6 protein-coding genes and 3 pseudogenes are annotated in these 15,667 nt (G+C 39.0%); all 9 read left to right on the forward strand.

Annotated elements, in window-relative coordinates:
- The first annotated feature begins 1 nt into the window (after position 1).
- The 9 genes and pseudogenes from malQ (at position 2) to rluF (ending at position 15,332) form a co-directional block, all read left to right on the forward strand.
- Positions 2-1,992: pseudogene (malQ, locus tag P4S65_RS19615) on the forward strand (4-alpha-glucanotransferase).
- Positions 1,992-4,219, forward strand: a pseudogene (gene glgB / locus P4S65_RS19620) (1,4-alpha-glucan branching protein GlgB). The pseudogenes malQ and glgB overlap by 1 nt, the downstream one beginning before the upstream one ends.
- Positions 4,212-6,275 (forward strand): glycogen debranching protein GlgX, encoded by a 2,064-nt coding sequence (gene glgX, locus P4S65_RS19625; RefSeq protein WP_149615233.1) that lies wholly within the window; start codon positions 4,212-4,214, stop codon positions 6,273-6,275. The pseudogene glgB and the gene glgX overlap by 8 nt, the downstream one beginning before the upstream one ends.
- On the forward strand, positions 6,268-8,805 hold the full coding sequence (locus tag P4S65_RS19630; RefSeq protein ID WP_337120980.1) for a glycogen/starch/alpha-glucan phosphorylase: 2,538 nt from the start codon (positions 6,268-6,270) through the stop codon (positions 8,803-8,805). Before glgX ends, P4S65_RS19630 begins: the two co-directional genes overlap by 8 nt.
- Positions 8,806-8,819: 14 nt before the next feature.
- Positions 8,820-10,121 (forward strand): glucose-1-phosphate adenylyltransferase, encoded by a 1,302-nt coding sequence (gene glgC / locus P4S65_RS19635; protein ID WP_008137132.1) that lies wholly within the window; start codon positions 8,820-8,822, stop codon positions 10,119-10,121.
- 86 nt (positions 10,122-10,207) lie between these two features.
- Positions 10,208-11,743, forward strand: coding sequence for a glycogen synthase (locus tag P4S65_RS19640; protein WP_337120983.1), 1,536 nt, complete (start codon positions 10,208-10,210; stop codon positions 11,741-11,743).
- Between the two features lie 90 nt (positions 11,744-11,833).
- Positions 11,834-13,047 (forward strand): annotated as a pseudogene (locus tag P4S65_RS19645) (EAL and HDOD domain-containing protein).
- Positions 13,048-13,077: 30 nt separating this feature from the next.
- Entirely contained in the window at positions 13,078-14,148 is a 1,071-nt protein-coding gene (locus P4S65_RS19650) for a DUF418 domain-containing protein (RefSeq protein WP_337120985.1), read from the forward strand.
- A gap of 86 nt (positions 14,149-14,234) precedes the next feature.
- The gene (gene rluF / locus P4S65_RS19655; protein ID WP_337120987.1) at positions 14,235-15,332 is read left to right on the forward strand and encodes a 23S rRNA pseudouridine(2604) synthase RluF; all 1,098 of its coding nucleotides are present in this window, start codon (positions 14,235-14,237) and stop codon (positions 15,330-15,332) included.
- Positions 15,333-15,667: the final 335 nt, after the last annotated feature.

Consider the following 15,667-nt stretch of genomic DNA (forward strand, 5'->3'; position numbering starts at 1 on the left):
AATGGACGCTCTTTCGCAGTTATTTTACCTGCATGGCATTGGTTATGAATTCACTAAATACACTGGTGAACAGGTTGTTTTTAGCAACGATACACGAAAGCAAGCTTTACAGTGCTGTGGTATTGACACTAACGATGCTAATCAAATAGCGCATCTTAACTATGAATTAGATGCAGCTACTTGGCAGCAATTAGTTCCGCGTGTTAGCTTGCTTGAATGGCCTGAAAATACCTTAAAGATTCGTATAGATGAGCGTCAACAGCATTTATGTGTAGGCATAAAAGTAGAGGCGCTTGGTCTTGACTTGGCATTTCAAACTATGCGTGATTTACCTGTCACAGGTGAATATTACTTGCATGGCGTGCGATATATTGAGGTTGCGCTTGAATTACCTTTTATCCCAGCTGGATATTATGATGCAACGATAAAAGTAGGCGAGCAATTTTCAAATACACAGGTTTGGTCTGTTCCTGAACAAGTATATCAAGTAGATGATATAAAGCGTACAGGGCTCTCTATTCAGCTTTATACTTTAAAAAATAAAGCGCTATTAGGTGTTGGCGATTTTAGCGATTTATTATCGTTAACTCATTTATGTAGTGCGCAAAACATGGATTATATTTTACTTAATCCACTTCATTTATTATTTGCCGATATGCCAGAGCGAGCAAGTCCTTATAGCCCTAACAGTCGTGCTTTGCTAAACCCTTTATATATTGCCATTGATTTATGTGACGACGCTAATAACAATGCAGAGCTAAATGCTTTAATGCAAAGTGATGATGTTATTTCTCTCATGCAAAGCAATGATCAATTTATAAATTACGAAAACGTAAGTCGTATTAAATATACGTTATTTAAAGCGCTTTATAGTCAGTTTGAATTAACTGCCAGTAATGAGCGTCGACAAGCGTTTACAGCATTTTGTAACACTCATACAAGTACGCTAAATACCCTTGAATCAGATAATTTAACGTTTGACTATTATTTGCAGTGGCAAGCGTATTTACAGTTAGCACTTTGTCAAAAAAGTTGTATAGAGCTGGGAATGGCTATTGGTTTAATCAACGATTTAGCTGTTGGGTGTGCTGGCGATGGGGCCGAATTTAAAAATCAGCAATCATTATTTAGCCAAGAGGCAAGTGTTGGTGCCCCGCCAGACCCATGGGCTGAAGCAGGTCAAAATTGGGGGCTTCCGGCACTCAATCCTCGCAGTCTTAGCAATAATCACTTCGAGTTTTATCGCTCACTTATTCGCGCAAATATGCAAAATGTAGGTGGTCTCAGAATTGACCATGTAATGGCTATTAGGCGTTTATGGTGGTGTTTTGAAACGAATGGTAAACAAGATGGCTGTTATGTTTATTATCCGTTTGAGCATTTACTCGCAATTTTAAAAATTGAATCGCATATTAATCAAAGTATTGTTATTGGCGAAGATCTGGGTGTAGTCCCCCTGAGGTAAGAGATGCTTTAGCCTCTAGCGGTATTTTTTCTAACAGCTTATTTTATTTTGAAAAACAGCACGATGATGAATTTTTATTGGTTAACGATTTACCATCACGTTGCTTATTAATGATTGCCAATCACGATGTGCCTCCTTTTATGGGCTGGTGGCAACACGATGATTTAGATATAAAGCAGCAATACAGTTTAATTAACGAGCAGCAATGCAACGACTTAACCCACCAACGTGTAAAAGAGCAAGAGCGATTATTGCGCTTTATTAATGCCAATCAAACAAATGAACTTAACCTACAAGCTAATGCAATGGACGTTTATAAATCACTTGCCTTATGTTTAGCAAAGTCGCAATCACGATTACTTGCGCTGCAAATAGATGATTTAGATGAGCAGCTTTACAGTGTGAATATTCCAGGAACTGATACCGAGTATCCCAATTGGCGGCGTGTTTTAACACACACTTGCGAAGAGATTTTTAGTAAAAATGCCTCTTTGTTAGCTGCAATAGATTCAATAAGGAAAGGTTAATGAGTAGCTCAGCAGTAGATAATATTGGATCTTCTTTTAATAGTTATGATGATCAAGTACAAGCGTTAAGCGCAGGTCGTTTTAAAGACCCGTTTAGCTTTCTTGGGGCACATAAACTAACAAACACAGACACAGAGTTACGACTTTACTTACCCACTGCGTTGAATGTTGTAATTAACCTTGGCGGTAAAAAAATAAAAGCGGTGCGATACAAGCAAAGTGATTTGTTTATTGCAAAGCTAAAAACATTGCCAAGCGCGCCATATCAATGTGATGTTGAATACACAAATACAGCCGTTACGTTTTACGATGAATACAGTTTTGACACTGCGCTCGATACACAGGCAATGTACTTATTTAACGAAGGTAGTTTAGAGCATGCATACTCACACTTTGGTGCACATTTTAGCACTCAACAAAATGTAGAGGGGTGCGTTTTTGTGTGTGGGCGCCAAATGCAGCAAGTGTATCAATTATTGGTGAATTTAATTTTTGGCAAGCTAATCGTCACTTTATGCGCTTTCATCCTGCAAGTGGTGTATGGGAATTATTTATACCAGGCCTTAAAGCTGACATGTGCTATAAATTTGCAATTACCGCACAAAGTGGAGACGTGTTTGAAAAAGCAGACCCATATGCGTTTAAAATGCAGCAAGCCCCCGGTACTGCCAGTGTATTGCAATACAAACCAGAACCTATAATTCTTGATGAACAGGCCTTAAAAAATAGACAAAAGCGTAACCATATTGATGCACCAATTAGTATTTATGAAGTGCATTTAGGCTCATGGCAACGCGCTGAAAATAATCGTTATTTAAGTTACGTAGAGCTTGCTGACAAGCTAGTTAGCTATGCACTTGAAATGAATTTCACCCACCTACAGCTTATGCCTATCAGTGAATACCCGTTTGATGGCTCGTGGGGCTATCAACCCGTTGGTTTATTTGCACCTACTAGCCGTTTTGGTGACTATAACAGTTTTAAATATTTTGTAGAGCAATGCCATAAAGCAAATTTAGGTATTTTACTCGACTGGGTACCTGGGCATTTTCCAAGTGATCCGCATGGTTTGCATCGTTTTGATGGCACTCATTTGTACGAACATGCCGATATGCGTCAAGGTTTTCATCCCGATTGGAATACCTATATTTATAATTACGATCGCCCTGAAGTTAAAAGCTTTTTGATTTCTAATGCAATGTATTGGTTACACCAATTTGGGCTTGATGGTTTACGAGTAGATGCAGTGGCTTCAATGTTGTATTTAGATTACAGCCGTAAAGAAGGTGAATGGATCCCTAATTGTTATGGTGGACGTGAGAACCTTGGTGCAATCGAGTGCCTAAAGCAGGTTAATTTACGAAGTTATAAAAACAACCCTGGCATCATGATGGTAGCCGAAGAATCAACTGCATGGCCAGGTGTTACACAAAGTGTTGAGCATAACGGTTTAGGGTTTGGCTATAAATGGAATATGGGCTGGATGAACGATAGTTTGCACTATATGCAACGCGATCCGCTTTACAAACAGCACCACCATCACGAAATAACCTTTTCGATGGTATACGCCTTTAGTGAGAACTTCATACTGCCATTGAGTCACGACGAAGTAGTGCATGGCAAAGGCTCACTTATTGAAAAAATGCCAGGGGATGATTGGCAAAAGTTCGCAAACCTTCGAGCTTATTATGCGTTTATGTGGGCGCATCCAGGTAAAAAATTATTGTTTATGGGTTGTGAAATAGCTCAGCGCACTGAGTGGGGCCACGATCATTCGCTTGATTGGCACTTATTAGAGCATCAAAGTCACAATGGTATAAAACAAACAATTAAAACACTCAATCATGTATATAAAAACCAACCTGCTTTGTACGAACTTGACACAAGTGCAGCAGGCTTTGATTGGATAGATAACAACAATAACGATCAAAGTATTTTAAGTTTTGTACGGTATGCCAAAAATGCACGAAATTTAGTGGTTGTTATAGCTAATTTCACTCCAGAGTCTTATCAAAATTACGTCATTGGTGTGCCAAATAAAGGCCGCTATAAAGTAATTTTAAATACAGATGAAACCGATTATTTTGGCTCAGGGATAGACGTTACACAAAACGAATCAAAGATAGTTACTACCTTCGACAGCCCTAATCATGGGTTCGCTCAAAGCATTTCTATTGCCATTGGTGGTTTAACTACTATTTATTTACAAAAGGTCGAAGATGAGTAATCAATTTGAAGTCACTCACGGCCAAGTTGAACCCTTAGGTTCAAGTGTTACTGACGGCGGTGTAAATTTTGCACTTTATGCACCAAAAGCAACTCAAGCTTACTTATGTTTATTTGACAAAAGTGGCCATTCAGAAATATTAAAGGTGGCAATGAGCATTAACGAAGGCGGCATTTGGAGTATTCATATATTTCCTTTAAATGCAGGTGCTTTGTATGGCTTTAGAGTAGAGGGTGAATATAACCCTAAGCACGGTCAATTGTTTAACGAAAACAAACTATTAATAGACCCTTACGCAAAAGACTTATTTGGTGAGTTTACTTGGAGTGAGCGTCATTATGGGCAAATGCCAATCGGCACTAAAAGCACCGTAAATAATGCGATTGATATACCTAAGTCAAAAGTAGCAGCACCTGTGTTGTACGCGCATAAAAAGCCAAACCATAGATGGTCAAATACGGTTATATACGAATGCCATGTGAAAGGAGCAACGTGCCGTCATCCCGAAATTCCTAAGTACCTACAAGGGAAATTTTTAGGACTAAGTCATCCCAGTTTTATTGAACACTTACAGAGCTTTGGTATTACAGCTGTGGAACTTTTACCTGTTCATTCATTTATTAGTGAACAATTTTTAACGGGTAAAGGGCTGCAAAATTATTGGGGTTACAACACGCTTAACTTTTTTACACCTCATAAAGACTACTTGGTTAAAGACGATATAAATGAGTTTAAGCAAATGGTGCGAGAGCTTCATGCGGCCGACATTGAAGTTATTATCGACGTTGTTTACAACCATACCGCAGAGGCCGGTAATGATGGCCCAATATTGTCACTTAGAGGCTTTGATAACTTAGCTTATTACCGCACTGTAAGCGATCGACCAGATTTATATATAAACGATACTGGATGCGGTAACACGATTAATATTGACCACCCTCGTGTATTACAACTTGTACTCGATAGTCTTCGTTATTGGGTTGAAGTAATGGGAGTTGATGGCTTCAGGTTTGATTTGGCGACTATTTTAGGGCGTTCTCAATCTGGGTTTAGCGCTTCTCATACTTTCTTACAAGCGGTTGCCCAAGATCCTATTTTAAACAAAGTAAAGCTCATTAGTGAACCGTGGGATATAGGCCCTGGTGGCTATCAGTTAGGTGCTTTTCCGGCACCTTGGCGAGAATGGAACGATCAATATCGTGATGTAATAAAGCGTTTTTGGAAAAGTGAAGAAGGCATTATCGCCACCGTTGCCAAACGTTTACATGGCTCATTTGATATCTTCGAGCACAGTGAGCGCGGTCCGCTCAATAGTATAAATTTTATAACGAGTCACGACGGTTTTACGCTTGCTGACTTAGTTAGCTACGAAGAAAAACACAATGAGGCAAATGGTGAGCAAAATCGAGATGGTCACAGTGCTAATCATTCTTTTAATTGTGGTGTAGAAGGGTTTACAAATGATCCCAAAATAACAGCGCTCCGCTTGCAACAGCAAAAAAACTTTTTGCTTACACTTATTTTGTCCAAAGGAGTTCCTATGCTCTCATCTGGGAGTGAAATAGCGCACTCGCAAGGGGGAAATAATAATGCTTATTGCCAAAATAATCGCACCAGTTGGCTTGCATGGAAAGACTCACAATTAAATCATACATTGACTCGTTTTATAGACGATGCACTAAAAATCAGACGTACCCACAGTGCGTTTAAACACAGTGTGTTTTTAGATGATATTGATGAGCGCTTTACAGTTAGGTGGTTTACCGAAGAAGGTGTAACTATGACTGACGCGCATTGGCATGAAAATACGCGTCAGTTTTTAATGTACAGCTTGCTCGATAAGCAAAATAAACATGCACTTTTAATAATTTTTAATGCGAGTAAAAAAGTAATGTCCTGCCAATTGCCGCAATCTCCAATAAGTGCGCCTTGGCAAATGGTTTTATCAAGTGTAAATAATGCATCTGTAAGTAGTAACAACGATGCGATGGTTGAAATTTCTGCACAAAGTAGCTGGGTTTTCAGTTCAAATTTAGAGGAAGTAGGTCATGGCTAAGCAAGATGAACAAGTGTGTGTAGTAAAGGGTTGGCAAGAAGGCCCTGTTATTGATGAAAGTACGTTAAAAGATGATTTAACACGTCACTTTTATTACACCCTCGGCCGAGATAAGGTCGGCGAATCACAGTTATATTTATATCATGCATTAGCGCTCACTATTCGCGATCGACTTGTTGCTCGTTGCAGAGAAACCAATCAACAAATTAGACAGCAAAAGCGCCGTAAAACGGCTTACCTTTCTCTTGAGTTTTTAATGGGACGAGCACTGGGTAACGCTATTTTAAATCTAGATTTAGATGATCAAGTTGCTTCTGCATTACAAGAATATTGTACAACAGTCGAAACGCTTGAAGATGCCGAACATGATGCAGGGCTAGGTAATGGTGGTTTAGGGCGTTTAGCAGCCTGTTTTTTAGATAGCTGTGCAAGTTTGGCCCTGCCTGTAATTGGGTATGGCCTTCGTTACGAATACGGTATGTTTAATCAGTCTATAAATGACGGAAATCAAATAGAACAACCCGACAACTGGCTTCGTGAAGGGCATCCATGGGAACTGAGTGCCCCAGAGCATGCAAAGCGCGTTAAATTTAGTGGCTATGTGCAAAGCTATACAGATAAATATGGCCGAGAGCATCGTCAATGGATGAGTTCACACGATGTATTAGCTGTGCCATATGATGTACCAATTCCTGGCTATAAAAATAATATTGTTAATACACTTCGTCTGTGGAAGTCAGAAGCGACAGATGAATTTAATCTAACTGAGTTTAATGCTGGTAGTTACTCAGAAGCTGTAGCACAAAAAAATCTAGCTGAACAAATTACTATGGTGCTTTACCCAAACGACAGTAGCGAAAATGGTAAAGAACTTAGGTTACGCCAACAGTATTTTTTATCGTCTGCGAGTATTCAAGACATTGTTGATCAATGGGTTGCACAACACGGTGAGAGTTTTTCTGATTTTTCTGATTTTCATGTGTTTCAATTAAACGACACGCATCCAAGTATTGCTGTTGCAGAGCTGATGCGTATTTTGATTGATGACTACGAACTTGATTGGGAAGGTGCTTGGAAAATTACTACTAAAACAATGGCCTATACAAATCATACCTTACTTCCTGAGGCACTTGAAAAGTGGTCAGTATCTTTGTTTGCAAGGTTATTACCGCGTATTTTAGAAATAGTTTACGAGATAAATGCACGTTTTTTGGCCCAAGTTGCACAGCAGTGGCCAGGGGATGTTAATAAACAGCGAGCGCTATCGCTTATTGAAGAAGGTGATGAGCCGCAAATTCGTATGGCTTATTTAGCAATAGTCGGTAGTTACTCCGTAAATGGAGTCGCGGCACTGCATACTGAGTTACTAAAAGCAGGCTTGTTTAAAGAGTTTTATGCACTGTGGCCAGATAAGTTTAATAACAAAACAAATGGCGTAACACCACGTCGTTGGCTTGCTCACTGCAACCCTATTCTAAGCAAATTAATTAGCGAAAAAATTGGTAACGATTGGGTAGGCGATTTTAGTCAAATTAGTCAACTACGTCGATTTTTTGATGACCAAACCTTTCATATTCAGTGGCAATCAGCTAAACGCGAAAACAAACAACGCCTTGTTGATTTAGTCAAAGCGCGTTGCGGTGTTGAGTTCGATGTATCGATGATGTTTGACGTACAAGTTAAGCGAATTCATGAATACAAACGCCAACTACTTAATGTGTTGCATGTAATTCATCTATATGACCGTATTCGTCGCGGTGATACGCAAGGGCTTGTTCCGCGTTGTGTATTACTCGGTGGTAAAGCAGCGCCAGGCTATTACATGGCTAAAAAAATTATTAAGCTAATCAACAATGTGGCTGAGGTTATTAATAAAGATCCATTAGCAGCACCGTATTTACGCGTAGCATTTTTACCAAATTATAACGTAACAGCAATGGAAGTTATTTGCCCTGCAACCGATTTGTCAGAGCAAGTGTCTACCGCAGGTAAAGAAGCATCAGGTACAGGTAACATGAAGTTCATGATGAATGGTGCATTGACGATAGGTACACTTGATGGCGCAAATATTGAAATTAGAGATGCCGTGGGTGCTGATAATTTCTTTTTGTTTGGTGCTCAAGCACATCAAATTGATGATATTAAATCACGTTATAATCCAGAGCATTTAATTTCACAAAATAGTGACTTGGCAAACGTAATGCAGCTTTTAGAAAGTGGCCATTTTAATTTATTCGAACCATGCTTATTTGATGACGTGATCAATGCGATTAAGAGCCCGAACGATCCTTGGTTGGTCGCGCATGATTTTGAAAGCTATGTTGATGCTCAAAAACAAGTAGATAAGACCTACACTGATCAAGCCTACTGGACACAAATGAGTATTTTAAATACAGCAGCCAGTGGCATGTTTTCAAGTGATAGAACCATAAGCCAATACAGTGACGACATTTGGCATTTAGAACCCCTCAACATTAGTGCAACAGACTTAACGACAACTAAAAGTCATACCACTAACAGCAAAAACTAAATGGAGAGAGTATTATGCCCAACTACGAAAATCGTTATATAAGCAGCCTAACCAGAGAAACTTACGCACTAATACTGGCTGGAGGTCGCGGTTCACGCCTGCATGAACTGACTGACTGGCGAGCAAAGCCTGCGGTTTACTTTGGTGGTAAACATCGAATAATCGACTTTCCGTTATCTAACTGTATTAACTCAGGCGTTAGGCGCGTTGGTATTGCCACACAATATAAATCTCATTCACTTATTAGGCACGTTAACCGTGCTTGGGGGCATTTTAAAAAGGAATTGGGAGAGTCGGTTGAAATTCTACCAGCATCGCAGCGTCAAGGCGATGATTGGTATTGTGGAACCGCCGATGCTGTTTTTCAAAATATAGATATTATTCGTCATGAATTACCAAAATATGTGATGATTTTATCGGGCGATCATGTATATCGTATGGATTACGGTGCTCTTTTAGCTAAGCACGTAGAAAATGGCGCCGACATGACTGTTTGTTGTATCGAAGTACCCGTAGAAGAAGCCGCCGATACTTTTGGTGTAATGACCGTTAATGAGGAAAATCGTGTTTGCCGTTTTGACGAAAAGCCTGCAATGCCAAGTTCAGTACCTGGTAAGCCAGGTACGTGTTTAGCTTCAATGGGAAATTACGTATTTAACACCGAATTTTTGTTTGAACAGCTCAAAAAAGATGCTGAAAATGAAGGTTCTGGTCGCGATTTTGGGCACGATATTATTCCAGCAATAATAGAAGAGCATAACGTATTTGCCTTCCCATTTAGAGATCCAAACCAAGAAGGACAACCTTATTGGCGTGATGTGGGTACGCTAGATTCATTCTGGGAAGCTAATATGGAACTGGTAATGCCTGAGCCGCAACTTGATTTATACGATCCGATGTGGCCAATTTGGACCTATCAGGAACAATTACCGCCCGCTAAATTTATTTTTGATGACGATGATAGGCGCGGAATGGCTTTAGACTCAACAGTTTCTGGGGGTTGTATTATCTCGGGCTCTGCTGTTAGAAAGTCTTTATTGTTTTCAAATGTACATATTCGTTCATTTTGCGAGATAGAGCAGTCAGTTATATTGCCTGGTGCAATTATAAATAGAGGCTGCAAAATTAAGCGGGCGATAATAGATAGAAGCTGTGAGATACCAGCAGGACTAGAAATTGGTTTTGATCGTAAGACAGATGAAGACAATGGCTTTAGAGTGTCTAAAAAAGGCATCGTACTCGTGACCCGTGATATGCTCACTGAGCTTGCAAAAAAGCTTGCGCGCCAAGCAAATGAAAATAAAAAGTTAGCTTAAATAAACTAGCTAACTAATTTTAAACATGACAACAAGGCTTGCTCTTTATTGAGCAGGCTCATTAGGTTAAAGGAAGTAGTAAATTAATGCATGTATTAATGGTTGCAGCAGAGAACGACGCGTTACCAGGCGCTAAAGTAGGTGGAGTAGCTGATGTAGTGCGTGATGCACCAAAGGCCTTGGCAGAGCAAGGTGTAACTGTAGATGTTGTTATTCCTGATTACGGCTTTGCGTTTATTGAGCGTATTTATCTCGGTGAAGTAACGGTTGCTTTTAATGCACAGCCACATGTTTTAACACTTTTTAAAGTACGACAAACGCAAAGTAATGTCAGCCAAATTGTTATTAGCCACCCATTGTTTAGTGAATCAGGCACTGTTTACTGCAACGATGCACCCGGTAGGCCATTTGCCACGGATGCAACCAAGTTTGCTTTATTTAATGCCGCAGTTTGTGAGGCATTATTACAAGGGGTACTTACACGCCCTAATGCATTACATTTGCATGATTGGCACAGCGCGTGTGTTGCCGTTTTAATTAAATTTGAGCCACGTTATAGCGCACTAAATAACATACATATAGCCTACACTGTACATAACATAGCGCTGCAGGGAATAAGGCCTTTTAAGCACGATGACTCGAGTCTAGAAGCATGGTTTCCTTCGCTTAGTTATAACGGTCAACATTTATGTGATCCACGTTATCCGCATTGTTTTAACCCAATGCGCAGTGCCATTAACCTATGCGATAAAGTACATGTTGTATCACCAACCTATAGCCAAGAAGTACTTAAACCAAGTAATTATGAACATGGTTTTTTTGGCGGCGAAGGGCTTGAACAAGATCTGCAAAATGCGGCAGAACAAGGCAAACTGGTTGGTATTTTAAATGGCTGTGAGTATCCTAAGTTAACAAATGAAAATGCAGACTTAAATACTTTATATAAAAAAATAGAGAACACTTTATTTAGCTGGATGAGTAACCATAAGCAGCTTCAAAGTGGTTATTATATTGCGCACCAGCGACTACAGCAATTTAAAGCTGCAGCAAATACTGGCCCATTAGTAACAAGTGTAGGCCGACTTACAGAGCAAAAAGTCTTGTTGTTGTGCCAGCAGGTGAACGGTACTTTAGCTATTGATAACGTTTGCCAACTAGTTAATAAATACGGTGGTCGATTCATTGTTTTAGGTTCGGGTGACAAAAAACTTGAAAGTCTTTTTACTAAAGCGATGGCACGCAATTCTAACCTTTTATTTTTGCAAGGTTATGGTCAAGGTGTTGGTGATTTAATGTATCAACTAGGTGATTTGTTCTTAATGCCAAGTTCGTTTGAGCCATGTGGTATTAGTCAAATGCTGGCAATGCGAGCGGGACAGCCTTGCTTGGTGCATAGTGTTGGTGGATTAAAAGACACCGTTCAGCATAATGAAAATGGTTTTAGTTTTAGTGGCGACACATTAGCCATGCAAACTAGTAATTTACTCACCTGTTTAGACGAAACACTCTCAATTAAAAAGCAAGAACCTCAAAAGTGGCATAAAGTAAAAAAGGGTGCTGAGCAAGCCCGTTTTTCATGGACGCAAATCGCAACTGCTTATATAACAACCTTATATAGGTAAATTATTACGTGTTTTGCAAAGTTCAGTGACAATTGTATCGCTTTAATGTTTAATGACTAAGTCTGATATAAAAAACAAGAAGTAGGTAATGTGTCTGTATTTGTTGCAAGGCAAGCAATATTTAATCGTCGTCAAAATGTAGTAGCTTACGAGCTACTTTTTCGTGATAGCCCTAAAAATTATTTTCTGATATTGCAGAAGGCCAAGCGACCGCTCGTCTTATTATGGAGAATCAACTTAACTTAGGTACTCGCCATATTACATCAGGAAAAAAAGCACTCATTAATATTGGTCCTGAATCATTGAAGCTCGACTTATGCGCTTTTTTGCCTTGCCAAGATGTTGTAATCGAACTACTTGAAACCATTGAGCCAAACGATGATAACTACGAACTATGCCGAGGTTTATTTCATAGTAATTATAAACTCGCACTCGATGATTTTGTGTATAAACCACAGTGGGATCGTTTTTTAAAGCTCGTCAAATTAATAAAATTTGATATAAGAATGACACCGCTTAACGAAATACAACCCATCGTTAAAAAGCTGCAAGCACATAAACAAATAAAAATATTAGCCGAAAAAATAGAAACACAAGACGACTATAAATTAGCCTTTGATATGGGGTTTGATTATTTCCAAGGTTATTTTTTTGCAAAACCCACTATGATCAAGCAAAACGATATCGATTATAATTATGGGTTAGTTGTCGCTATTTATGCTGAAATAATGAAGCCAAACCCAGATATAAAAGTTATATCTGGGTTGTTTGAGCTAGATGCCGCCCTTGCATATAAACTACTGCGTTTAATAAACAGTGGTGTTTTTCCTATACAAAGTCAAATATCGTCATTAAAGCAAGCACTTGTCTATTTAGGGCATGATCGTCTTAAAAAGTTTGTGAGCCTTATTGTTACCGCTCATACAGCAGGAAAGAAACCTGCTGAGCTAATGCAGGTTTGCGTTGTTCGTGCTCGTTTTTGTGAGCTTTTAGCAAAAAATGTAGCAAAGAGCCAAACTGGAGAGGCTTTTTTAACCGGTTTATTTTCATTGCTTGATGCAATACTTGATCAACCGATGAGCTTACTTGTTGAAAAGCTGCCTTTTCCAGATGAGATAAAAGCTGCATTATTAAATGATAAAAATAACCTTTACTATATTTTAAATGTTGTTAGAGCATACGAAACTGGAAGCTGGTGGTCGCTAGAGCAAGCTGGGCTTTTGTTGAATATAGACAATGCTATACTGCCTGCACTCTACCAACAGTCGGTCAATTGGGCCGACAGCTATAAGAACAATATTTAACGGACATTAGCTTTAATGCGCAATTACAATATGGACTTCATTCGTGGCATAGCTGTACTGGGCTTAGTTTACATGAATAGCTATGCTTTTGGTGTTTTTGAATTAGGCTACATTGCGCACAGTAATGCCCCTGTTAGTGACTCTACTATTTATATTTTTAGTACCTTATTTGTAGACGGTCGTTTTAGAACGCTGTTTAGTTTGCTGTTTGGGGCTGGGCTTTATATTCAATGGCAACGTTATAAGTCTGATGTGCAGTTAAAAAGTAGGCTTTACTGGTTAATACTGTTTGGTTTAGCACATGGGTTTTTACTTTGGGCTGGTGATATTTTATTTGTTTATGGCATTTCAGGTTGGTTTACTCTGAAATACCTACAAAGCGATAATGCGTTACTTTTGAGGCGAGGTCTTGCATTTATTTTACTGTGTGGCATCACCACTGGGCTGGTTATGTATAGTGCACCTGTGGATATTATTTATCGCGACTCTCAAGATTTTATTTCTTTATATAGCCCACATTATTTTGATTATTTTATTTCTAACTTAGGTATGAATGCATTAATGGTATTTATAGTGCCGATAATGACCTTGTGGATGTGTGCAGGGATTATGCTCATTGGTATTTACTTGTATAAACAGGGGGTATTTAGTGAAGGCTTAAGCACAAAACAGCTAGTAACAATCGTTATTGCAACCACGATCTTGAGTGCATTTAGGCTCTATACCTCGCAATACAGTAGTGGCTTTATGTATGCCATACAAGAGTTAATAAATATGTTTGCGGCACTTGGAATGGCGACGCTGTATATTCATTTAATTGTTAAATTTTGCAATAACAGCGCACACGTTGGCAAGCTTATTCAGCAAACAGGGCGCTTAGCATTTACCTTGTATATTAGCCAAACACTCATGCAACTATTGTTATATAAAGTGCTATTTACACACTGGGTGCTCGGTTTTGATCGTATTGATTACTGGGTGCTGGCAACGGCATTAGTTGTAATGCAGCTCATATTTACCTTTATATACAGCCGCTATTTTAACCAAGGCCCGCTTGAATTTGTATGGCGTAAATTAACGAAAGCAAAAATTAATGCTTAAACACCTATAAATTCTAAATTAGGGGCGAAAAAATAGTGTGGGTGGTTTACACTACTCGCCTTAAAAATTACTACGCTATAAGTGCCATGACCGAATTAAAACGTTTAAATAAATTTATTAGTGAAACAGGATTTTGTTCACGCCGCGAAGCCGATAAATATATTGAGCAGGGTCGTGTCAGCGTTAATGGCTACTCTCCAGAAATGGGCGTAAAAGTAGCCGCTACCGATGTTGTATTAATTGATGGCAAGCCACTTAAAGCCACACCAAAGCGCGTTTATATCGCTTACAACAAACCCGTTGGTATTACGTGTACTACCGAAAGTAAAATTCAAAGTAATATTATACGAGCAGTTAACTATCCTACGCGTATATTTCCAATAGGGCGCTTAGATAGACCGTCTGAAGGGCTTATATTTTTAACTAACGAAGGCGACATCGTTAATAAAATTTTGCGTGCGGGCAATAATCACGAAAAAGAATACGTTGTTACGGTGGATAAACCGCTTAATCGTCAGTTTGTTACAAAAATGGCCAATGGCGTGCCTATTTTAGATACCGTCACTAAAGAATGTAAAGTCACGCAAAGTGGCCCTAAAGAATTTAAAATAGTACTTACCCAAGGTTTAAACCGTCAAATACGCCGTATGTGTGAATATTTAGGTTACGAAGTGGTTACGTTAAAGCGCACTCGTATAATGAACGTAACACTAAAAGGTTTAAAGGTAGGGCAGTGGCGTCATTTGTCTGATACTGAAATGGCGCAAATAAACGACTCGATTTCTGACTCAGGTAAAACCCAAGAACATTCGCTTGATGCTAACAAACAATCAGAAAATAATACGCCGTCGGCTCCCAAAAAACGTGACTTTCAGGGTGAAAATCCTCGCCGTTTTAATAAAGGCGTACAAAGTGGCGAGCGTAATACTGAGCGAAGTTCAAATCGCAACTCTGAGCGTAGTAATGCTAATGGCGAGCGCAAAAATGAGCGCAGTAAAGCACCTTATCAAAAGCGTTCTACCACGTATGTTGGTAAGCCAAAAAGTATTAAAGAGAATAAGTCGTCTAATGCTAAATCAGACTCACAACCAAGCTCAGGCCGTATTCTCAGTTTAAAAAATAATGTGCAGCTAAGTGGTGGTGTTATACCACTTAGCTTAATTAAGTGTGCTATTTTGAGGTGAGAAATAGTGTCGATAACAAGGCAAAAATTTCTTATTTAGTTGTTATCAGTAATTGCCCCTGCATTGCTCTACCTTCTGCATCCATGCAGTCGTATATCAGAAGTTTTTAACACAGTTAGCGCCAGGCTTAAGCCCTCAAATTGATCAAGTATTATTACGGATTGATATTAGATACTAAAATGTCTCTAAGCTGAGTCAGCGTAATTTCACTCTATTACGAATTTAAGGTTTGTCTAAATCTCTATTTTAAATCCATTAAATAGCTTATTTATGTCGTTATATTAGGCGTATATACGCTAAAGCCTAATTTATATTGTGCATTAACAAGTACACTT

This window comes from Pseudoalteromonas sp. B131b, from assembly GCF_037162545.1.
GTDB lineage: Bacteria > Pseudomonadota > Gammaproteobacteria > Enterobacterales > Alteromonadaceae > Pseudoalteromonas > Pseudoalteromonas fuliginea.